The 22,476-nt window shown below is 60.0% G+C and carries 17 protein-coding genes; 10 read left to right on the top strand and 7 right to left on the bottom strand.

Translation table 11 applies throughout. The annotated features are described in order from the left end of the window. Positions 1 to 104: 104 nt before the first annotated feature. The 8 genes from CAF63_RS06505 (at position 105) to CAF63_RS06470 (ending at position 6,655) form a co-directional block, all read left to right on the top strand. On the top strand, positions 105 to 953 hold the full coding sequence (locus tag CAF63_RS06505; protein ID WP_007960245.1) for a transporter substrate-binding domain-containing protein: 849 nt from the start codon (positions 105 to 107) through the stop codon (positions 951 to 953). A gap of 51 nt (positions 954 to 1,004) precedes the next feature. Next, positions 1,005 to 1,667, top strand: coding sequence for an amino acid ABC transporter permease (locus CAF63_RS06500; RefSeq protein ID WP_007960243.1), 663 nt, complete (start codon positions 1,005 to 1,007; stop codon positions 1,665 to 1,667). 9 nt (positions 1,668 to 1,676) lie between these two features. Continuing rightward, the gene (locus CAF63_RS06495; protein ID WP_085683869.1) at positions 1,677 to 2,339 is read left to right on the top strand and encodes an amino acid ABC transporter permease; all 663 of its coding nucleotides are present in this window, start codon (positions 1,677 to 1,679) and stop codon (positions 2,337 to 2,339) included. Beyond that, entirely contained in the window at positions 2,336 to 3,133 is a 798-nt protein-coding gene (locus CAF63_RS06490; RefSeq protein ID WP_007960239.1) for an amino acid ABC transporter ATP-binding protein, read from the top strand. Before CAF63_RS06495 ends, CAF63_RS06490 begins: the two co-directional genes overlap by 4 nt. A 31-nt stretch (positions 3,134 to 3,164) precedes the next feature. Continuing rightward, positions 3,165 to 3,554 (top strand): RidA family protein, encoded by a 390-nt coding sequence (locus tag CAF63_RS06485; RefSeq protein WP_039768794.1) that lies wholly within the window; start codon positions 3,165 to 3,167, stop codon positions 3,552 to 3,554. Between the two features lie 144 nt (positions 3,555 to 3,698). Further along, entirely contained in the window at positions 3,699 to 4,463 is a 765-nt protein-coding gene (locus CAF63_RS06480) for an IclR family transcriptional regulator (protein ID WP_085603279.1), read from the top strand. A gap of 39 nt (positions 4,464 to 4,502) precedes the next feature. Further along, positions 4,503 to 5,723, top strand: a complete 1,221-nt coding sequence (locus tag CAF63_RS06475) for an amino acid deaminase (protein ID WP_085683868.1) — start codon at positions 4,503 to 4,505, stop codon at positions 5,721 to 5,723. Continuing rightward, complete coding sequence (locus tag CAF63_RS06470; protein ID WP_085683867.1) at positions 5,723 to 6,655, top strand: sugar kinase; 933 nt, start codon at positions 5,723 to 5,725, stop codon at positions 6,653 to 6,655. Before CAF63_RS06475 ends, CAF63_RS06470 begins: the two co-directional genes overlap by 1 nt. Before the next feature lie 124 nt (positions 6,656 to 6,779). On the opposite strand, the gene CAF63_RS06465 is transcribed toward CAF63_RS06470, so the two are convergent. Next, positions 6,780 to 7,055: a peptidylprolyl isomerase gene (locus CAF63_RS06465; RefSeq protein WP_007952044.1), complete on the bottom strand. Its 276-nt coding sequence runs from the start codon at positions 7,053 to 7,055 to the stop codon at positions 6,780 to 6,782. Positions 7,056 to 7,105: 50 nt separating this feature from the next. Next, on the bottom strand, positions 7,106 to 9,643 hold the full coding sequence (locus CAF63_RS06460) for a PAS domain-containing protein (protein ID WP_085683866.1): 2,538 nt from the start codon (positions 9,641 to 9,643) through the stop codon (positions 7,106 to 7,108). A gap of 127 nt (positions 9,644 to 9,770) precedes the next feature. On the opposite strand from CAF63_RS06460, the gene CAF63_RS06455 reads away from it, so the two are divergent. Together CAF63_RS06455 and CAF63_RS06450 are read left to right on the top strand one after the other, a co-directional pair. Next, positions 9,771 to 10,874, top strand: coding sequence for a PilT/PilU family type 4a pilus ATPase (locus CAF63_RS06455; RefSeq protein WP_085683865.1), 1,104 nt, complete (start codon positions 9,771 to 9,773; stop codon positions 10,872 to 10,874). A 173-nt stretch (positions 10,875 to 11,047) separates the two neighbouring features. Further along, positions 11,048 to 14,947, top strand: a complete 3,900-nt coding sequence (locus CAF63_RS06450) for a hypothetical protein (protein ID WP_143492428.1) — start codon at positions 11,048 to 11,050, stop codon at positions 14,945 to 14,947. Between the two features lie 51 nt (positions 14,948 to 14,998). Here CAF63_RS06450 and CAF63_RS06445 read toward each other — a convergent pair whose 3' ends face one another. The 5 genes from CAF63_RS06445 to CAF63_RS06425 form a co-directional block, all read right to left on the bottom strand. Beyond that, on the bottom strand, positions 14,999 to 16,954 hold the full coding sequence (locus tag CAF63_RS06445) for an acetoacetate--CoA ligase (RefSeq protein WP_085683863.1): 1,956 nt from the start codon (positions 16,952 to 16,954) through the stop codon (positions 14,999 to 15,001). A 42-nt stretch (positions 16,955 to 16,996) separates the two neighbouring features. Further along, positions 16,997 to 17,770 carry a 3-hydroxybutyrate dehydrogenase gene (gene hbdH / locus CAF63_RS06440; protein WP_085683862.1) on the bottom strand — a complete coding sequence of 258 codons (774 nt, stop codon included), beginning with the start codon at positions 17,768 to 17,770 and terminating at the stop codon, positions 16,997 to 16,999. A gap of 7 nt (positions 17,771 to 17,777) precedes the next feature. Next, positions 17,778 to 19,169, bottom strand: coding sequence for a GntP family permease (locus tag CAF63_RS06435; RefSeq protein ID WP_007952055.1), 1,392 nt, complete (start codon positions 19,167 to 19,169; stop codon positions 17,778 to 17,780). 274 nt (positions 19,170 to 19,443) lie between these two features. Then, on the bottom strand, positions 19,444 to 20,859 hold the full coding sequence (locus CAF63_RS06430) for a sigma-54-dependent Fis family transcriptional regulator (RefSeq protein ID WP_085683861.1): 1,416 nt from the start codon (positions 20,857 to 20,859) through the stop codon (positions 19,444 to 19,446). Positions 20,860 to 20,899: 40 nt separating this feature from the next. Continuing rightward, positions 20,900 to 22,474, bottom strand: a complete 1,575-nt coding sequence (locus CAF63_RS06425) for an ABC transporter ATP-binding protein (RefSeq protein ID WP_007952057.1) — start codon at positions 22,472 to 22,474, stop codon at positions 20,900 to 20,902. Positions 22,475 to 22,476 lie beyond the last annotated feature (2 nt).

The raw sequence follows: 22,476 nt of genomic DNA, 5'->3' as shown, positions 1-22,476 counted from the left end.
TGCAGATTCCCCGCGAATCCTGTGGCACACTTTCTGCTGTCTATTCCGTAGTAACAAACCGTGTTCCGGTATAGCGGAATAAACAATTCTCTGGAGTGCTTGCCATGCATCGCCGACCTTCCTTGTTCAAAGCGTGTGTTTTTGTTCTCGCGGCTTCGTCCGCTGTCATGGGTATGGCCCAGGCGGCCGACAGCAAGCTCGATAGCGTCCTGGCCCGTGGAAAATTGATCGTGGGCACCGGCAGCACCAATGCACCGTGGCACTTCCAGGGCGCGGACGGCAAGTTGCAGGGCTTTGATATCGACATCGCCCGGATGGTGGCCAAAGGGCTGTTCAATGACCCGAGCAAGGTCGAGTTCGTGGTGCAGTCGTCGGATGCGCGGATTCCCAACCTGCTGACCGACAAGGTCGACATGAGCTGCCAGTTCATCACCGTCACCGCCAGTCGTGCGCAGCAAGTGGCGTTCACCCTGCCGTACTACCGCGAAGGCGTCGGCCTGCTGCTGCCGAACAACAGCAAGTACAAGGAAATCGAAGACCTGCAGGCCGGTGGCGATGGCGTGACCGTGGCGGTGTTGCAGAACGTGTACGCCGAAGAGCTGGTGCATCAGGCGCTGCCCAAGGCCAAGGTCGATCAGTACGACAGCGTCGATCTGATGTATCAGGCGGTGAACTCCGGTCGCGCCGATGCCGCCGCCACCGACCAGTCTTCGGTCAAATACCTGATGGTGCAGAACCCTGGCCGCTATCGCAGCCCGACCTATGCCTGGAGCCCGCAGACCTATGCGTGTGCCGTCAAACGTGGCGATCAGGACTGGCTGAACTTCGTCAACACCGCCCTGCATGAAGCGATGACCGGCGTTGAGTTCCCGACTTATGCCGCGTCGTTCAAGCAATGGTTCGGCGTGGATCTGCCATCGCCTGCCATCGGTTTCCCTGTCGAATTCAAATGATCCCGTGAGAGTGGGGCGCCGTGCTGCGCCCCGCTCAAGGTACTGCCGACCATGAACTATCAGTTGAACTTTGCCGCCGTGTGGCGCGATTTCGACACCTTGCTGGCGGGGCTCGGTCTGGGCCTCGAACTGGCGCTGGTGTCGATCGCCATCGGCTGCGTGATCGGCCTGCTGATGGCGTTTGCCTTGCTGTCCAGGCATCGCGCCTTGCGGGTGCTGGCATCGGTGTATGTGACGGTGATCCGTAACACGCCGATTCTGGTGTTGATTCTGTTGATCTACTTTGCGTTGCCGAGCCTGGGGATCCGGCTGGACAAGATCCCGTCGTTCATCATCACCCTGTCGCTGTATGCCGGGGCGTACCTGACCGAAGTGTTCCGCGGTGGTTTGTTGAGCATCCCCAAAGGCCAGCGTGAAGCGGGGCTGGCCATCGGCCTGGGCGAATGGCAAGTGAAGGCCTACGTCACCGTGCCGGTGATGTTGCGCAACGTGCTGCCGGCGCTGTCGAACAACTTCATTTCGCTGTTCAAGGACACCTCGCTGGCCGCCGCGATCGCGGTGCCGGAGCTGACCTATTACGCGCGCAAGATCAACGTCGAAAGCTACCGGGTGATCGAAACCTGGCTGGTGACCACGGCGTTGTATGTCGCGGCCTGTTACCTCATTGCCATGCTGCTGCGTTACCTCGAGCAGCGTCTGGCAATCCGCCGATAGGAGGCTGCGATGTACGAATCCACCAGTTGGTTGCATGAGTTGTGGATTGCCCGCGAAGCCTTGTGGCAAGGCTTTCTGACCAGCGTGCAAGTGTCGGCGCTGGCCATTCTGTTCGGCACGGTCATCGGCGTATTCGCCGGGCTGGTTCTGACCTACGGTAAGTTCTGGATGCGCGCGCCGTTCCGCTTTTATGTCGACCTGATTCGCGGCACGCCGGTGTTCGTGCTGGTGCTGGCGTGCTTTTACATGGCACCGGCGCTCGGCTGGCAGATCAGCGCATTTCAGGCCGGCGCGCTCGGGTTGACGCTTTTTTGCGGCTCCCACGTGGCCGAGATCGTGCGCGGTGCGTTGCAGGCGTTGCCACGCGGACAGATGGAAGCCGGCAAGGCCATCGGCCTGACGTTCTATCAGTCCCTCGGTTATGTGCTGTTGCCCCAGGCGCTGCGGCAGATCCTGCCGACCTGGGTCAACTCGTCCACGGAAATCGTCAAGGCCTCGACCTTGCTGTCTGTGATCGGCGTGGCCGAGCTGTTGCTCAGCACCCAGCAGATCATCGCCCGGACGTTCATGACCCTGGAGTTTTATCTGTTCGCCGGTTTTCTGTTCTTCGTCATCAACTACGGCATCGAATTACTCGGCCGGCACATTGAAAAGCGGGTGGCCCTGCCATGACTCAAGCTCAAGTTTCCAACGTCCAGAACGGTCAGCCCCTGCTGGACATCCGTGGCCTGCACAAACAATACGGCGCGGTCGAAGTGCTCAAGGGCGTCGACCTGAGCATGCAGCGCGGCAACGTGGTGACGCTGATCGGCTCCAGTGGTTCGGGCAAGACCACGCTGTTGCGCTGCGTGAACATGCTGGAGGAATTCCAGGGCGGGCAGATCCTGCTCGACGGCGAATCCATCGGTTATGACGAACTCAATGGCAAACGCGTACGCCATCCGGAAAAAGTCATCGCCCGGCATCGTGCGATGACCGGCATGGCGTTCCAGCAATTCAACCTGTTCCCACACCTCACCGCGTTGCAAAACGTCACGCTCGGCTTGCTCAAAGTCAAAAAAATGCACAAGGACGAAGCCGTGGTCCTGGCCGAGAAATGGCTGGAGCGGGTCGGTCTACTGGAGCGGCGCAATCACTTTCCCGGCCAGTTGTCCGGCGGTCAGCAACAGCGTGTGGCGATTGCCCGGGCGATTGCGATGAACCCGAGCCTGATGCTGTTCGACGAAGTCACCTCGGCCCTCGACCCGGAACTGGTCGGCGAAGTGCTTAACGTGATCAAGGGCCTGGCCGAGGACGGCATGACCATGTTGCTGGTGACCCACGAAATGCGTTTTGCCTTCGAGGTCTCGGACAAGATCGTTTTCATGAATCAGGGGCGCATCGAAGAGCAGGGGCCTCCCAAGGAACTGTTCGAGCGTCCTCAATCGCCGCGGCTGGCGGAATTTCTCAAAAGCACGCGGTTCTGACTTTTCACTTTTTCAATCAGGAGAAACATCCATGAGCATTACTCGTTACGGCACCGGCAGCACCGCCGCTGGCGGTCAGCCTCGTCCATTCGCCCGCGCCGTTGAAGCCGATGGCTGGCTGCACGTTTCCGGGCAGGTGCCGGCGGTGGATGGCGAGATCATTGTGGGCGGCATCGTCGAGCAGACGCACCAGACCATGAAGAACCTGATCGCGATCCTCGAAGAGGCCGGTTATGGCTTGGAAGATGTGGTACGGGCCGGCGTATGGCTGGACGATCCGCGGGATTTCACCAGTTTCAATAAGGTCTTCGGCGAGTACTTCAAGCCCGAACACGCACCGGCCCGGGCCTGTGTGCAGGCGAGCATGATGGTCGACTGCAAGGTCGAGATCGACTGCATTGCGTACAAGAAAAAGGCCTGAGCCGGGGTGACTTCATCGCCAGCAGGCTGGCTCCCACAGGGGAGCGCGTTCCAAATGTGGGAGCCAGCCTGCTGGCGATGGCGGCCTAACGGTCGACGCAAAACTGTCGGTAAACTCCCGGCACTTTGAATGGGGACCACTGAAATGACCGAAGACACCATCAAGCGCCGGGCACGCGGTCTGGACCGGGCGTTCGACATCCTCGATTTCCTCAAGGAAATCGGCCAGCCACTGCGTCCGAACGATATCGCCAACGGCATCGGCAGCCCGAAGTCCACGGTCTACGAACTGGTGGCGTCATTGCTCGAACGGCGGATTCTGGAGCCGGTGGGCAAGGATGGTCACGTCTATCTCGGTCGTCAGCTGTACTTCCTCGGGCAGGCGCATCTGCGGCATTTCGACCTCAGTCGCGAGGCCGATCACGCGTTGCAGGAAATTGTCAGCCAGACCCGGGAAACCGCGCAGATGTGCCTGCTCAACGGGCGCAAATACACGGTGGCGCTGATGAAGGAGGGCGAGCGGCATTTCCGCATTTCTTCCGATATCGGCGAGAACGCGCCGATCCCGTGGACGGCGTCCGGACGCTTGCTGTTGGCGCACTTGAGCGACCAGCAGATCAGCGACCTGATCGACCCCGACGACTTCATTTTGCCGGGTGGCGAACGTCTGCCGATGGAGACGTTTCTGGCGGAAATCCGTCAGGCCGGCATCGACGGTTTCTTCTCCTTCGACAGTGTCGCCGACACCTTTACCCATTGCTTCGCCGCCCCGGTCAAAGACCCTCAAGGCGTTGCCATCTGCACCCTGTGCATCGTCGCCCCGCGCGCCGATGCCAAGAACAATTACAACGACTATCGCCGGGTCTTGATCGAGAGCGCCAACAGCCTCGCCCGGCGAATCAACGAATAACCGCGCCTGCCTGCGGGCGCGACTGTGAGGAGTTCGACCATGACGACTGCCAACAACATTGCTGCCGTGGAAAAGGGTGATGCCGCGCTCGGCGCGCAACTGGTGCGTGACATCAGTCTGCCGGCGCTGGTGCTGCACCGCGAAGCGCTGGAGCACAACATTCGGTGGATGCAGAAATTCGTCAGCGACAGCGGCGCCGAACTCGCGCCCCACGGCAAAACCAGCATGACCCCGGCGTTGTTTCGTCGTCAGCTCGACGCCGGCGCGTGGGGCATCACCCTGGCCAGCGCCACCCAGACCCGCGCCGCTTACGCCCACGGCGTGCGCCGGGTGTTGATGGCCAACCAACTGGTCGGCACGCCGAACATGGCGCTGATCGCCGATCTGTTGGCGGCCGATTCGGGCTTCGATTTCTATTGCATGGTCGATCACCCGGACAACGTCGCCGATCTGGGCGCTTACTTTGCGTCCCGTGGCGTGCGGCTGAACGTGATGATCGAGTACGGCGTGGTCGGCGGCCGTTGCGGTTGCCGCAGCGAGCAGGAAGTCATCGAACTCGCCAAAGCCATTGGCGCGCAACCTGCGCTGGTCCTGACTGGCATCGAAGGTTACGAAGGCGTGATCCACGGCGATCATGCGGTCAGCGGTATCCGTGAATTCGCGGCCTCGTTAGTGCGACTGGCGGTGCAGTTGCAGGACAGCGGCGCGTTCGCCATCGCCAAGCCGATCATCACCGCGTCGGGTTCGGCGTGGTACGACCTGATCGCCGAATCGTTCGAAGCGCAGAATGCTGGCGGGCGTTTCCTCAGCGTGCTGCGTCCTGGCAGTTACGTGGCGCACGACCATGGCATCTATAAAGAAGCGCAGTGCTGCGTGCTCGACCGTCGCAGCGACCTGCATGAAGGCCTGCGTCCGGCGCTGGAAGTCTGGGCTCACGTGCAGTCGATGCCGGAGCCGGGCTTTGCCGTGATTGCCCTGGGCAAGCGTGACGTGGCGTTCGATGCCGGCATGCCGGTGCCGCTGCTGCGTTACAAGGCCGGTGTGCTGCCGGCGGTGGGCGACGATGTCGGCGCCTGTAAAGTGACGGCGGTGATGGACCAGCACGCGTTCATGACCGTGGCACCGGGTGTGCAATTGCGTGTGGGTGACATCATTTCCTTTGGCACCTCGCACCCGTGCCTGACCTTCGACAAGTGGCGCGTAGGGCTGCTGGTGGACGAGCAGCTGTCGGTGATCGAAACCATGGAAACCTGCTTCTGATGAACACGCTCAGTCCATTGGGTCCGAACACCCCGCGCATCGCTCTGATCGGCGAATGCATGATCGAACTCCAGCAACGTGCCGATGGCAGCCTGCAACAGAGCTTTGGCGGTGACACGCTGAATACGGCGGTCTATCTGTCCCGCGCCATGGGCGACAAGGCGCAGGTCGATTACGTCACCGCGCTGGGGGATGACAGCTTCAGTGACGCGATGTGCCGCAGCTGGGCCGATGAAAACATTGGCCTGGATCTGGTTCAGCGTTTGCCCGGTCGGTTGCCGGGGCTGTATTGCATCCAGACCGACGCTGCCGGGGAGCGCCGCTTCCTCTACTGGCGTAACGAAGCCGCCGTTCGCGACTGCTTCACCACGCCAGCGGCCGCACCGATTCTGGCGGCGCTGCCGGATTACGACGTGCTGTATTTCAGCGGTATCACGCTGGCGGTGCTTGGGGCACAGGGTCGGGAAAAACTGATCGAGACCTTGATCGAAGCCCGTCAGCGTGATGCGCGAATCGTCTTCGACAATAACTACCGCCCACGCCTGTGGGCTTCAGTGGAGGATGCGCGGGCGGCCTATCGCAACGTGTTGCCCCATGTCGATCTGGCGTTGCTGACGGTGGACGACGAGCAGGCGCTGTTCCAATTCAAGGACTGTGAGGCAGTGTTTGAAGCGTACGCGCAGATCGGCACGCTGGAAGTGGTGCTCAAGCGTGGGGCCGAAGCCTGTCTGATCCGTTGCGCCGGGGAAGCGTTTGAAGTCCCGGCGCAGAAGGTCGAGAAAGTGGTGGACACCACGGCGGCGGGGGATTCGTTCAGTGCGGCGTATCTGGCGAGTCGTTTGTCCGGCGCAAGTCCGGCGGAAGCGGCGCAGGCCGGGCATCTGTTAGCGAGCAAGGTCATTCAAGTGCCTGGCGCATTGATTCCGAAGTAAGCGGTGATGGCCGATTGCTGTGCAATCGAAGCGCGAGCAGGCTCGCTCCCACAATGATTGTGTGTCGTTCACAGTTCTTTTGTGGGAGCGGGCTTGCCCGCGAAGAGGCCCTGAAGCCAATCACTCAGTCGCGGTAAAACACCTGCACCAGGTGATACCCGAACTTGCTCTTGATGGGCCCGTGCACCGTGCGCAGCGGCTTCTTGAAGATCACCGCATCGATCGCACCGACCATCTGCCCCGGCCGCACTTCACCCAGATCGCCGCCGCGCTTGCCGGACGGGCAGGTCGAAAACTTCTTCGCCAGCACATCGAACGCTTCACCGTTGGCGATGCGTTGTTTGAGTTTTTCAGCCTCTTCGGCGGTTTTCACCAGAATGTGGCGGGCTTGGGCTTTCATTGTGCAATACCTGTAGCGGGGTGACGGCGGGGCGCGGATTATGCCTCAAGTCACGGGTTTTGGCTGATCATCGTGCGGATCTTGCCGGCCAGCTGTTCGATGGAGAACGGCTTGGCGACCATGTCCATGCCATCCTCGAGGAAGCCCTGACGCTCGGCGGCTTTCTGCGCGTAACCGGTCATGAACAACACCTTGAGCCCCGGACGATGCTGGCGGGCGATCTCCGCCATTTGCCGGCCGTTCATGCCCGGCAGGCCGACGTCGGTCACCAGCAGGTCCACCCGCAAATCGGATTCGAGCAATGGCAGGGCACCCTTGGCGTCTTCGGCCTCATGGGCGCGATAACCCAGCTCCTTGAGCAGGTCCATGACCAGCATGCGCACCGCCGGATCGTCCTCGACCACCACCACGGTTTCGCCGGTGGCGACGGCGGGAGCCTCGGTAACCGTTTCGATCACCGGCCACTCCGGTTCCAGTGCATGCAAACGAGGCAGGTACAGGCGCACGCAGGTGCCCTGGCCCGGCAGGCTGTCCAGGCTGACGTGCCCGCCGGATTGCTGGGCAAAGCCATAAATCATCGACAACCCGAGCCCGGTGCCCTGGCCGATCGGTTTGGTGGTGAAGAACGGATCGAACGCCTTCGAACGTACCGAAGGCGTCATGCCGGTGCCGTTGTCGCTCACCGCGAGCATCAGGTAATCACCGGCCTTGACCGGTTCCAGAGTGGTGATGTCGTTGCCGTCCAGGTAGACATTGGCGGTTTCGATCAGCAACTCACCGCCGTCCGGCATGGCATCGCGAGCGTTGATCACCAGGTTGAGCAGGGCGTTTTCCAGTTGACTGACATCGGTGCTGACCGACCATACGTTGTCGGCCAGGCGTAATGTGAGCTCGATCGGATCACCCTTGGTACGGCGGATCAGGTCTTCCAGCGAGTGGATCAACTCGTTGACGTCGATGGTCTTGCGATCCAGCGACTGGCGCCGGGAGAACGCCAGCAGACGGTGGGTCAACGCCGCCGCGCGGTTGGCCGAGGACACTGCCGCGTCGGTGAAACGGCCGATCTCATCGGCGCGGCCATTGGCGATGTAGCGCTGCATCAGGTCGAGGCTGCCGATGATGCCGGTCAGCATGTTGTTGAAGTCGTGGGCGATGCCGCCGGTGAGCTGGCCGACCGCTTCCATTTTCTGCGCGTGGCGCAAAGCATCTTCGGCGCGTTCGCGCTCGAACATCTCGTTCTGCAAACGCTGGTTGGCCTGGGCCAGTTGTTCGGTGCGCGCACTCACGCGCTCCTCAAGGGTTTCATTGAGGTTGCGCAGGTCTTCTTCGGTCTTTTTGCGTTCGGTCTCGTCGATCACGAAGATGTAGAAGCCGTTCACCGCACCGTCCGCGCCGTGACGCGGCAGGTAATTCATCAGGGCATGACGCTGGCTGCCGTCACGGTGCGGCGTGTACAGGCTGAACGAGCAGGGGCGGCCGGCCAGGGCTTCGGCGATGTACGGTGCACGCAGGAAATAGGCCTCTTCGCCGATCACTTCGCGGATCGTGCGACCGTACAGCTCTTGAGGCGTGAGTCCGTACCAGTCGAGGTACGCGGCATTGTTCAGGCGAAAGCGTTCTTCGTGGTCGACATAGCTGATCAGGATTGGCATGGCGTTAATGATCAGTTGCAGCTCGGTCTGGCTTTGCCGTAATGCCTGCTCGGTGTGCTTGCGCTCGGTCAGATCCAGCGCGGCGCCGAGGAAGCGCATCGGCCGTCCGTGATGATCCTTGTAACAGCGCCCGCGCGCGAACACCCAGCGCAGCTCGCCATTGGCCTGCAGCAGGCGGTACTCCTCGGCGTATTCAGTGCCATGGGTAATGCAATGCTTGATGCTGCGGGCAATCAGCGCGCGGTCTTCGGGGTGCACGCCGTGCAGGTATTCGCTGATCGGCAACTGACCGGCCAGCGCCGGGTCGACACCGTGCAACTGGGCGAAATGCGCGTCGGCGATGAAGCGGTCTTCGCCGATGTCCCAATCCCAGGTGCCAACCGCATCGGTGGCTGCCAGCGCCAGTTGCAGACGTTCTTCGCTTTCGCGTTGGGCCTTGAGGCTGTCTTCCGAGCGTTGCTGCAATTCCAGGGCGATGCGCCGGCGTTCGTTGGTTTCGATGGCGGTGACGAGGATTCCGGCGACCTGGGCGCTTTCGTCGCGGATCGGGCTGTAGGTCAGGTCAAGCCAGAAGTCGGAATCCTGGCCGTCCCGTTGCAGGGTGAAGCGTCGTTCACTGTAGGTCCGCACCTGGCCTTGTAGGACGGCGCTGTAAATCGGGTCGGTAAAGTCTCGAAGTTCCGGCCATATCTGGTGCGCCGGCTGTCCGAAAGCGTGCGGATGCTTGCTGCCGGCCAGCAGCGCAAAGCCGTTGTTATAGATCTGGGTGAGTTGTGGACCCCACAACAGCAGCATCGGCATCGGCGAGTGAATCACGATGTCCACCGCGGTGCGCAGGCTTTGCGGCCAGGTGCCAGCGGCGCCCAGCGGGCTGCGGCTCCAGTCGGTTCGGGCAATCAGTGCCTGGGCGTCGTTGGTGTTCGGTACAGCGTTCATCACATCAATCCTGGGCGTCGGTCGGTGAGGCGGCGTCTACTATCCTAATGCGGTAGACGCTGTAAGGCCCGTCGCGTCACGACGCACGGTCTTAAGTTCATTGAAAGCTTCGCAGGTGCTTTTGGCCATGGAAATCGATGCATTGCTCAAACAACTGGCGAGCCGCCACGGTTCGGATCTGTTCCTGTCCACGGGCGCGCCGCCCAGTGCGCGGTTCGACGGGGTGCTGACGCCGCTGAGCGATCAGCCGTTCAAACCCGGCGAAGTGGCGACTGTCGCCGCCTCCCTGATGGACGCCGAGCAGCGCCGGGAGTTCGACCGGGATCTGGAAATGAACCTGGCGATTTCCCGCACGGGCATCGGTCGCTTCCGGGTCAACATCTTCAAACAGCGCAACGACGTGTCGATCGTGATCCGTAACGTCAAACTTGACATTCCGCGATTCGAAGACCTCAAGCTTCCGCCAGTCCTGCTCAAGACGGTGATGCTCAAGCACGGGCTGATTCTGTTCGTGGGTGCGACCGGCTCTGGAAAATCGACTTCGCTGGCGGCGCTGATCGATCATCGCAATCGTCACAGCAGCGGGCACATCATCACCATTGAAGACCCGGTCGAGTATATCCATCGTCACAAGAAATCGATCATCAACCAGCGGGAGGTCGGCGTCGACACCCGCAGTTTCGATGCAGCCTTGAAGAACACACTGCGCCAGGCCCCGGATGTGGTGCTGATCGGCGAAATTCGTGATCAGGAAACCATGGAGCACGCCCTGGGGTTTGCTGATACCGGCCATCTGGTGCTATCGACCTTGCACGCCACCAACGCCAATCAGGCACTGGACCGGATCGTCAATTTTTTCCCCGAGGAACGCCGCCCGCAATTGCTGCATTCGCTGGGCAACAACCTCAAGGCGTTCGTATCGCAGCGCCTGGTTCGAACGGTCGATGGTCAACGCCGGGCAGCGGTGGAAGTCATGCTGGGAACTCCGACCGTCGCCGACCTGATCAGGCGCAATGAGCTTGGAGAATTGAAAGGCATTATGGAAAAGTCCGAAGAACAGGGAATGCTCACCTTTGACAGGGCGTTGTATCAACTGGTGAAAGAAGGCGCTATCGCTGAAGAGGAAGCTCTGAAAAACGCCGACTCTGTCAATAATCTGCGTCTGGCTTTGAAGTTGGGAGGGGCAGGTGGAGATAAAGATGTACCAGGGGCCTGGGGGTTGATGGAATAAAGCTCTGCAAATGTAAGGAGGGGCTTGAATATTTAATGTGTTTTATTGTTGGTTTATTGGGTTTATATATCTAAACGGTGTTTATTGGCGTTTTTGTATACTTTGGAATGAATCGGAAAAATTAGCTGACATCGCAGCGATGGATATTAAGCACTATTTGGTTGAGTCTGTGTTTGGTGTTTATCCACGTTATCAGTTATTTTTTTGAGTCGTTTGATATGAGAAGTGAACTTGACAAGTTGTCTGTTGGAACAGCCGAGGCCGATCTGAAACAGCGCGTCGCTGATGAAATAGAAAAGAGCAGCGTCGAATGGTGTTTGACACGAGTTGCCGAGAAATACGGGAATGTTGATTCGGTGCGGGTGGATCTGAGCAATGAGTACTTCGAAATGGTCGAGGGCTCGTCGCTTTACAGTCTGCATAATCCGCTGGTGAAACTGGTCGAGGCTTTCCAGGAACAACCCTTTGTGCAGGCCAAAATCGGCTCGTTTGGTATCGGGGCATATGAAAGCTGTGCAGTGACGGCAGACGCAAAGCTGCTGGTCTTCACTGACGGGGAGCTGCTGCCTGCATTGCATCTCGACAGCGTACAACCGGAAGAACGGGAACAGGTGGACTTTTTGGCTCGGTGCGCAAGTCAGACCGGGGGATTTGTCTGGGACAGTAATGAGGGTTGTCTGGCTCAGTGGCTGAAATTTTATGAGTTCGATGTGCCCGCCACCGTCGGCGGGTGCAAAAAGCTTGTTGAGCATTTGAACTTCGTGATTCCCGCGCCTGGTGCTCTTGGACATTATTGGGGGCAAATAAGCGGCGTCGACGAGTTGTCTGTTGTACTCACCACCGAAGAGCAGGACCGGATCAAAACAGTGGTAGCGGGTATGACATCGGGTGGTGCGCGACTATTAGATAGAATCTACGAGGAAGCGGGAAAACCCTTGATAAATGACAAGGGAAAAATTGCACGAACCATCAGGTCAATACTGGCTCATGAAAAAGTTCAGAGCCTGGCATCCAGTCTCAATCAATCGCTGGGCTGGTACGGTACGCAAGAGAACCAATCCATTACTTCTCAGGACTTGAGTCAGCTGATGGTTACGGCCGTTATTCTCGATCTGAATGTTCCTGATGCCGAGCAGCGGCGTAATGTCATCTGTGGGTATGATCTTTATCAGATTGCGAATGCCGATCTTCACCCGGACGTCGTTCTGACAAAATTCGAAAACCATCTGATGACTTCCCGCCGGGTCTCTCGGCAAGTTGCTGGCATGGCGGCCCATATCATGCTGTCCGATCTCGCCCCGGAGTTTCTCGTGCGGGGGATCGATGAAGGAATGTCGATCGGCTCGATCGCCTGGATAAACTTCTGCGCAACGGTGGCAACTCTGGAGTTGAAATCCAGGGGAACTGCGCGTTCGATGGATGCGCCCACCGTCTTGGCTTTGGCAAACATGGAGCCTTGCAGCCAGGTCATGCGTGATTTGCAGGCAGTTGCGTTCATCGATCCGGTACTGGATTGGGGACTCGTCAATGGCCTCATCAACCATGACGCGTTGGCGACAGACTCGAGACAGGCCTCGAGCCTGGTACTCAACCGTTATGAGGCTCGCCTGGACCTGTTGTCGAAGGCTGCCAGCGCTCTCGCCAAGCCGCTACCCGATAAACAGGAGTTGGCGTTGACGCATCTGAAAAGAGCGCTGCCCACATGCGACTTTTTGGAAAGAAACGTGCTTTTCGAACGAAAAACCCCGGCTCCCGGTAGTCTGCCGGGTCAGCGTCTATTGGAAACTCTGTTTGATGCGATCAGTCCGAACCCCAGGTCAATGGCGGAACTGTATGCCTGCGATGAGTTGAAGAGCGGTCGTTGGGATTTGAAGGACCAGCCCGGAATTTTCAGACAATTTGGCAGCTACCTTTATACATTGCCACCGATCAAACCGTTGGTTGTCGCCGAAGTTGCCAAGTGGTACGACAATCTGAAAAAAGCGATGGTGACGACACACAAACTATCCCTTTCGACCATGCCTTCTGATGATCGTCGAGCGTTTTTGAAAGGTGACGTGAGCTTTTTTACCCTGCGTCCTTCGGTAGGCGTCTATCACACTCCCACTGTTTCCACTCAGAGCAGCCTGACTGGAGCTGCATCACCCTTGAAAACATTTCTGGCCGAGACTCAAAAAGCCAAGGATGAGGTGACCGGCCGCTACGGGGTGATCATGTGTACGGTGGATGCCAGCAATAAGCTGCTTTGCTATGAAATGCTGACTTTGAGGGGGGAGTGCCGCAAGAATGAGCGTCTTGCGCAGATAGTCGAGGCCTCAGGTGTAATGAACCATGCTGCACGGCTCGACTTTCGTGGTGACCTGAACGCGTTCGTGCCGGCGTTGCCTGTTCTCAATCTGCCGACCGATCTGCTCAGTTACACAGAGGGGCGCAAGCAATCCAGTGCTGTCACCAGTCGCGGCGTTATCGAAAAACTGGGCGTTGTGCGCAAGTCTGCCCGAGCCGCCGAGTATGCAGATAATGCCTATGAATGTTTCGAGGATGTTCAGGCGATCGCTCTGGCTACATTCATTGTCGAAAAACATCCGCCGGCAACACTTGAGGAAGTCGAAGCCGTAGCATTGAAGCCAACGCCTCTGGAGGAAGAACGGCAAACACTGGAGAGCCTCAACGAGTACGTGCTCAATCTGGTGGTGCCCTTCAGAAGCTGTATTGCCGATCTGACTTCCGGCGAAAAGGCACGTATCAGTAGCGGCGTGTTCGGTTGTGTCATGGACGCCATCGGATTGATCGGTACCGCTGTGGGGGTCGCCAGCAAAGTCGTGCATGTGGTTAGCCGCTCGGTATCGACTACTGCCAAGGTTGCGACGCTGGCCAGATTTGCCCTGATCACCACTGTCTCCGTCTTCAATCCTCTGGATGGCTTCGGCGCGATGGCCAAAACCGGTGGAAAATTGCTCGCTCGCGGCGGTGCCCAGCTTGGCCGCAGTGGCCTGCGGACGTTGACGTCGGCAAGGTTCCAGTTGCGTCGAATGGTAGGGCGCGCCGGGTCTGCCGATCTGCTTAACCCCAATGATTACGCACAACTTTGCCAAGGAACGTGGCGGCCTTCGGGGACGCCCACCCAACGGCTGAATGTCTGCGTAGCCCGCAAAGGAAGCGAGTGGTACGCGACTGACCGTTTCGGTCGAGCCTGGGGTCCGAAACTGGACAACTTCGTGTTCAGTCACGCGTTGCGGCCATTCAGAACCCGCCAAGCGCTGCCAGATGTCTACACCGGCCATATCCTCCGGCAGGCCCTGCCTCAGGCCGGTGTAAAGATTGAGAGCGCCTTGGCGACCTTGATCAAGTCGGCCGAGAAGCTTCAGACCGACCTTGCCATCGGTCTGTTGTTTGGCAGTACCGCCAAGGGGCGAGACAACATGCTGACGTTCCTCAAATTGATCAAAACGGATTTCAATGGCTTCTCGTTCGGCAATTGTCTGCTGGAGGCGGTACAAGAGGATCGACATACGATAGTTATCGACTCCGCGGCCTATATGGCATGGAAGCAAATGAACCCGCAGCAGTCCGCTACTCATCGGTTTCTGAAAGTGTATGGGGAGAACCTGCAGGAACATTTTCATAACGAACAGTCCAGTTCCAGCGTCATTGCTGCAGACCTGGTTCATCAGGTGTTTCAAGCCGAACCGAAAACCAGGGTTCTGGCCCTGGCTTCCAGGCCCGTGACACGTGTCTCCGGACACTATCAATTGAACGTAGCATCGCTGTTGAGTCTGGCGCTGGGCCAAGTGCCTGTCGCGCCAGATGTGAAACTCCAGGACAAACCGGCGGCGCTACAAGGCGATAGTGGCTTGCGGACTACGGCCAGCGAGGACCGGTCAGGCCTTTACGACAAGGAACGGACCGTTGAAAACGCCGATACCTATGCCGTAATGGTCTTGCTCCTGGATCAGGCGTCAGGTGAATACAACTGGCGATTCCGCCGAAATGTGCAAGCCATGCAGGAAGCTGTGACCGCCAGCAACGGCGGGCCGGTTACCGGTGACGTCCTGCTGGAGTTCGATCGCTAGGAAAGACGTTCGATGACCTGCCCGGTCCGGCCCTCAATCGGTCAGGGCGGGTCAGTCGTCCAGCTCCGGTCGATCCCGAAACTGCTCCAGTGCTTCGGGATTGGCCAGGGCGTCCGTGTTTTTCACGGCTTCGCCATGCACTACATTGCGCACCGCCAGTTCAACCACTTTGCCGCTGATGGTGTGCGGTATGTCGGTGACTTCGACGATTTTCGCCGGTACATGACGAGGTGTTGTATTGGCGCGGATCACCTGTCGGATCTGCTGTTGCAGTGCTTCATCGAGCAACGCTCCCTCCTTGAGACGTACGAACAGCACCACCCGTACGTCACCTTTCCATTGCTGGCCGATGGCGACGCTTTCCAGCACTTGCGGGACTTTCTCCACCTGCCGATAGATTTCCGCCGTACCGATGCGCACGCCGCCGGGGTTGAGCACGGCGTCGGAGCGGCCGTGAATCAGCATCCCGCCGTGGGGCAGTTGTTCGGCATAGTCACCCTGGGCCCAGACGCCGGGGAACTGGCTGAAATAGGATTTGCGCAGTTTCTCGCCGTCGGGATCGTTCCAGAGTCCGATGGGCATCGCCGGGAATGGCCGAGTACACACCAACTCACCTTTTTCGCCGGTCACCGGTTGCCCGGCGTCGTTCCACACCTCCACTGCCATGGCCAGGCTCTTGCCCATGATCTCGCCCCGGCGTACCGCCGATATCGGGTTGCCGTTGACGAAGCAGGACACGATGTCCGTGCCACCGGACATCGAGGACAGGCACACGTCCGGTTTGAAGTCGCGATAAACGAAGTCGTAACCCTGAGGCGACAGCGCCGAACCGGTGCAGAGCAAGGTTTTCAGGTGGCTCAAGTCGTAGCTTTCGCGCGGTTTGATGCCGCTGCTTTCGAGGGTCGCAAGGAATTTCGGACTGGTGCCGAACACGCTGACCTGCTCGTCATCCAGCAGCTCCAGCAACCGCTCGTTGTCCGGATAAAACGGTGAGCCGTCATACAGCACCACCGTACTGCCGACTGTGAGTGCCGAGACCAGCCAGTTCCACATCATCCAGCCGCAGGTGGTGTAGTAGAACAAACGGTCGCCGGGGCCCAGATCGACATGCAGCCCGTGTTCCTTGGCGTGTTGCAGCAACACGCCGCCGGTGCTGTGAACGATGCACTTCGGCACGCCGGTGGTGCCGCTGGAATACAGCACGTACAGCGGATGATCGAACGGCACCGGGACGAACTGCGGCTCATCGCCCGGTTCATAGAAGTCGTCCCACAGCGTGACGTTGGCGGATGTCCGGTAATCCGTGGCATGGGCGTGAGGTCGTGCGTAGGGCACGATGATCAGCTGTTGCAGTGAAGGCAGCTGTTCGAGTATTTCGTTGATCTTGACGGTCTGGTCGATCTCTTTGCCGGCGTAACGGTAACCGGCGCAGGTGATGAGTACTTTTGGTTCGATCTGGCCGAAGCGGTCGATCACGCCGTGGGTGCCGAAGTCCGGCGATGAGCACGACCAGATCGCCCCGAGGCTGGTGGTCGCCAGCATCGCTACCAGGGTTTGCCAGGTGTTGGGCATGCACGCGGCAACCCGGTCGCCGAGCACGACGCCGGCCGCTTGCAGGCTGGCCTGGAACCCGGCGACTTGCTGGGCCAGTTCGGCCCAGGTCAGCAATTCTCGCTGGCCGTTTTCGCCGATAGCGATCACGGCGATGGCATCGTCGCGGCGACTCAGCAGGTGTTCGGCGAAGTTCAGGGTGGCGCCGGGAAACCATTCGGCACCCGGCATTTTCAGGCCACCACGCAGAACGGCGTCCGGCTGGGTGTGAAAACTGATGCCGAAGAAATCAACGATCGCTTGCCAGAATGCTTCGCGCTGGTCGATGGACCATTGATGCAGGGCCGGGTAGTCGTCGAGCTTCAGGTGGTGGCGCTGATTGATGAAGCGCCGAAAGCCGTCCATGCGGGACCGGGCAATGCGTTTGGCATCGGGCTGCCAGAGAATGTCGGACATGGTTTGCCTCTTGTTTTTGTTGTTCACATGACCTGTGGGAGCTTACTGCGCGAGCCACCCGCCATCGATATTCCACGCTGCGCCACGCACCTGGCTGCCGGCCTCGCTGCACAGAAACAGCACCAGTTCACCCAGATGCGCCGGGGTGACGAACTCCAGCGACGGCTGTTTCTCTGCCAGCAGATCATGTTGCGCCTGCTGCGGGTCGACACCCTTGGCCGCGCGATCGTCGATCTGTTTCTGCACCAACGGCGTCAGCACCCAGCCCGGACAGATCGCGTTACAGGTGACGTTGCTGGCGGCGGTTTCCAGGCCGACCACCTTGGTCAGTCCGATCACCCCATGCTTGGCCGCCACATACGCCGCCTTGCCGGTGGAACCGACCAGGCCGTGCACCGATGCAATGTTGACGATCCGCCCCCAGCCTTTGGTGCGCATACCCGGCAGGCTCAGGCGCGTGCTGTGAAACACCGACGACAGGTTGATCGCGATGATCGAATCCCAGCGCTCCACCGGAAATTCTTCCACCGCTGCGACGTGCTGGATACCCGCGTTGTTGACCAGAATGTCCACGCCGCCGAACTCGCGCTCGGCGTAGGCGATCATGTCGGCGATCTGCGCCGGATCGCTGACGTCTGCCGGGTGATGGCCGACCTTGCCGCCAAACTGTTCGACTTCCGCAATCACCTTTGAAGCATCGCCAAAACCGTTGAGGATCAAGTTGGCGCCGGCCTTGGCCAGCGTCAGGGCGATGCCCAGCCCGATGCCGCTGGTGGAGCCGGTAACCAGTGCGGTCTTGCCAGAAAGAGTCGTCATCAATACCTCACACAATGCCAGTGGCGTAGAAAGTGCCGATCACCACGAAAACCGCCAGGGTCTTGATCAGCGTAATACAGAAAATGTCCTTATAGGCCTCACGATGAGTCAGGCCGGTGACGGCGAGCAGGGTGATCACCGCGCCGTTGTGCGGAAGGGTGTCCATGCCGCCGCTGGCCATCGCGGCCACCCGGTGCAGCACTTCCAGTGGAATGTTGGCGGCGTGGGCGGCGCTGATGAATTGTTCGGACATCGCTGCCAGCGCGATGCTCATGCCGCCCGAAGCGGAGCCGGTGATGCCGGCCAGCAAGGTCACGGTGATCGCTTCGTTGACCAGCGGATTGGGAATGCTTTTGAGCCAGTCGGCCAGCACCAGGAAACCTGGCAGCGAAGCGATGACTGCGCCGAAACCGTATTCCGACGCGGTGTTCATCGCCGCCAGCAGTGCACCGCTGACCGCGCTTTTGCTGCCTTCGGCGAGCTTGCTTTTGATCGCTTTAAAACCGAATGCCAGCACCATCAGGATGCCGACCAACAGGGCTGCCTGCACCGCCCAGATTGCGGTGAGTTTGGCGATTTCGGTGGTAACCGGCGCGGCCATGCCCGGCAGTGCGAGGCTGTGGGTCTTGCCGTACCACTGCGGAATCCACTGGGTGAACAGCAGGTTCATGATGCCCACCGCCAGCAGCGGCGACAGGGCAATCCACGGGTTGGGCAGTTTCAGGTCTTCGGCGGTTTCCGGCTCGTTGCGCAACTCGGTGCCGTAGCCTTCGCCAGCGCGCTGAGCCTTGTTGCGCTGGCGCTGCAAGAACAGCATGCCGGCGCAGAACACGAAAATCGTGCCGATCACTCCCAGCCACGGCGCCGCCCATGCGGTGGTGTTGAAGAAGGTGCTGGGGATGATGTTCTGGATCTGCGGCGTGCCGGGCAGGGCGTCCATGGTGAACGAGAACGCGCCGAGGGCGATGGTCGCCGGGATCAGGCGCTTGGGGATGTTGCTCTGGCGGAACATTTCCGCTGCGAACGGGTAGACCGCGAACACCACGACGAACAGCGAAACACCGCCGTAGGTGAGCAGGGCGCAGACCAGCACGATCACCAGCATCGCCTGGCGCGTGCCGAGCAGACGAATCGCTGCGGCAACAATCGAGCGCGAAAACCCCGACAGCTCGATCAGCTTGCCGAACACGGCGCCGAGCAGGAACACGGGAAAGTAGAGTTTGATGAAACCGACCATCTTCTCCATGAACACCCCGGTGAAAGCAGGGGCGACGGCGGACGGGTCGGTGAGCAGGACGGCGCCGAGGGCGGCGATCGGGGCAAAAAGGATAACGCTGTAGCCACGGTAGGCCGCAAGCATCAGCAGCGCGAGGGCCGCCAAGGCGATGATCACACTCATGGTGTGCTCCTTCGATTGTTATTTTTGTGGGTGGAACGGGTGTGAGGAGCGCTATAGCGAGATCTGTGCCAGATGCTTAAGTTGTTGAAATAAAAGGAATTAATTTGATGTTTGGTGGTGGTTTTCGGGGTTTTGTCTCTGTTTTGAGACTTCTATGGCTGTGAGGACGCTTTCGCGGGCAAGCCCGCTCCCACATGGGTACCCATATCTCCTGTGGGAGCGAGCTTGCTCGCGAAGCTTTTGATGTTGTCCCTCTATGGAGAATTGTGTCTCTTTACTGAGACTCTGCGATCCCGAGCGCAATCATCTTCTTGTATAACGTCGACCGACCAAGTCCGAGCCGCTCAGCCGCTTCAATCACCTTGCCCCCACATTGCGCGAGGGTGGATTGAATCAACTGCCGGTCAAACCGCTCGCGGGCCTGACTAAAGGTCTCGTTTATTGTTGGCTCTGACACAGGCACCAGCGTTCGTTCAACCGGTGTAAACGTGCCAATCGCCGCACGAATGTCATCCGCCGTCAGCATCAAGTCATCACTGAGCAACGCAGCCCGCTCCAGCACATTGCGCAACTCGCGGATATTCCCCGGCCAGGCGTGCTGCCCCAGCAACTCCAACGCTTCACGATTGAGTTCGTGCTGACTGCGCAACTCCTCCAGAATCGCCTCACTGAGCGCCGGCAGATCGTCCAGCCGTTCCCGCAACGGCGGCACTTGAATCGGCAGCACGTTGAGCCGGTAGTACAAATCGGCGCGGAATTCACCACGCTTGATCGCCGCTTCCAGATCCGTCGAGGTCGCGGCAATCACCCGCACATCGCTCTGGATCACGTCGTTGGAGCCTACGGGCTCGAATTCCTTTTCCTGCAACACCCGCAGCAATTTGCTCTGCAGCGGCAGCGGCATGTCACCGATCTCGTCGAGAAACAGCGTCCCGCCCTGAGCGATCTGCAACTTGCCGGTGCGACCCTTGCGATCGGCACCGGTGAAGGCACCCGGCGCGGTGCCGAAGAACTCGGCTTCAAGCAACGCCTCGGGAATCGCCGCGCTGTTGATGCTGACGAAGGCTTTGTGCGCCCGAGGTGAAGCGCCGTGGATGGCCTGCGCCAGTAACTCTTTGCCGCTGCCGGTCTCGCCCAGCAACAGAACCGGCGACTCGGCGCTGGCGCTGCGGCGGGCACGGCGCTTGACCTCCAGGCTGGCAGCGCTGGTGCCGATGAAGTGGGCGAAGTTGTATTTGCTCTGCCGGGCGCGCAGCAGAGAACGGGTGGAGGCCAGCTCTTCCTGCATGCTCAGGTAGCGCTTGAGCATCGGCGACAGGGTGCGCAATTCGTCGAACAGGGCAAAACCGATGGCGCCGATCACCGCCCCGGCGTCGTCATGAATCGGCAGGCGCATCACCACCAGCGGTTCTTTCGGCGTGTCCTGCATGTCCAGCAGAATCGGCCGCCCGGTGCGCACCACTTCGCGCAGCAGACTGCCGGGGATCACGCTTTCGCAAGGCTTGCCGATGGCGCCGGCGGCGGAGTCGAGCCCGAAGCGCCGGGCATAGCGCTCGTTCATCCAGACGATGTTCGCGTCGCGGTCGACAATCACCGTGCCTTCACTGGATTGCTCGATGATCTCGAACAACGAACGGATCGCCAGGGTGCGAACCCGTTGGTAATCCTTGAGGCTTTCGGTGGTGTTCATGGCGGCGTCCATTGGCGGAAGTCAGGTGGCGCGATTATGCCTATCCCGGATGCGCCGCGGCCAACAGCTCTTTGGTATAGGGATGCTGCGGTGAATCGAACACGTCATGGCTGGCGCCGCTTTCGACCACCTTGCCGTCCTTGATCACGATCATGTCGTGGGCTAGCGCCCGCACGACGGCCAGATCGTGGCTGATGAACAGATAGGTCAGACCGTGTTTTTCCTGAAGCTGGCGGAGCAGGGCCACCACTTGTTTCTGCACGGTGCGATCCAGTGCGGAGGTTGGCTCGTCCAACAGGATCAGCGCCGGTTTGAGCACCAGTGCCCGGGCGATGGCAATGCGCTGGCGCTGGCCACCGGAGAACTCATGGGGATAACGATGGCGGCTTTCGGGGTCGAGCCCGACTTCCTTGAGCACGCGGATCACCTGGTCGTCGCACTCGTCGGCGGTGGACTGGCAATGCACCTCCAGCCCTTCACTGATGATCTGCGCCACCGACATGCGCGGGCTGAGGCTGCCGAACGGGTCCTGGAACACAACCTGCATCTGCCGACGCCACGGTCGCATCTGCTTCTGGTCGAGACCGTCGAGTGCCGTGCCCTGGAAGCGAATGCTGCCCTTGGAGTCGAGCAGCCGCAGGATCGCCTGGCCGAGGGTGGACTTGCCCGAGCCGGACTCGCCGACGATGCCCAGCGTCTTGCCGCGCTGGATGTTCAGGCTGATGCCGTCCACCGCGCGCAGGTATTGCTTGCGCTGGAACAGCCCGCCGCCGACCGTGAAATCAACCCGCAGGTCATCGACTTCCAGCACGTTCTCGCGTTCGTCCCGGGGCAGCGCTTCGCCTTCCGGTTCAGCGTTGAGCAACACGCAGCTGTAAGGGTGTTTCGGTTCGGTGAACAGGGTTTCGCACGGCGCCTGCTCGACGATCTCGCCGGCCTTCATCACGCACACCCGTTGGGCGATGCTGCGCACCAGATTGAGGTCATGGCTGATCAGCAGCAGCGACATGCCCAGGCGTCGTTGCAGGGACTTGAGCAGTAGCAGGATCTTGCGCTGCACTGTCACATCGAGGGCTGTGGTTGGTTCGTCGGCGATCAGCAATTCAGGTTCGCAGGCCAGGGCCATTGCGATCATTACCCGTTGGCGCTGGCCGCCGGACAGTTGATGCGGATAAGCCTTCAGTCGTTCTTTCGGCTTCTGGATGCCCACCAGTTCGAGCAGCTCGAGGATCCGCGCCTGAGCCTCTTTGCCGCCGAGGCCACGGTGCAGCAGCAGGGTTTCGCCGATCTGCTTTTCAATCGTGTGCAACGGATTGAGCGAGGTCATCGGCTCCTGGAAAATCATGGCGATGCGGTTGCCCCGCAGGTCGCGCAGGGTCTTGGGATCGGCGCCGACCAGTTCCTGGCCGCGATAACGGATGCTGCCGGTGGTCCGGGCATCGCATTCGGGGAGCAATTGCAGGATCGAATGCGCCGTCACCGATTTGCCCGAGCCCGACTCGCCGACCAAGGCCAGGCACTCGCCGGGGCGGATGTCCAGGCACAGGTTGCGCACCACGGTCTGGCCATGGAAGGCAACGCTGAGGTCACGGATTTCGATCAGGTTGTCAGTCATGT

The organism is Pseudomonas sp. B20(2017) (assembly GCF_002113125.1).
GTDB lineage: Bacteria > Pseudomonadota > Gammaproteobacteria > Pseudomonadales > Pseudomonadaceae > Aquipseudomonas.
The sequence above is the reverse complement of the archived record's forward strand: the minus strand, read 5'-3'. Positions and strand labels throughout refer to the sequence as shown.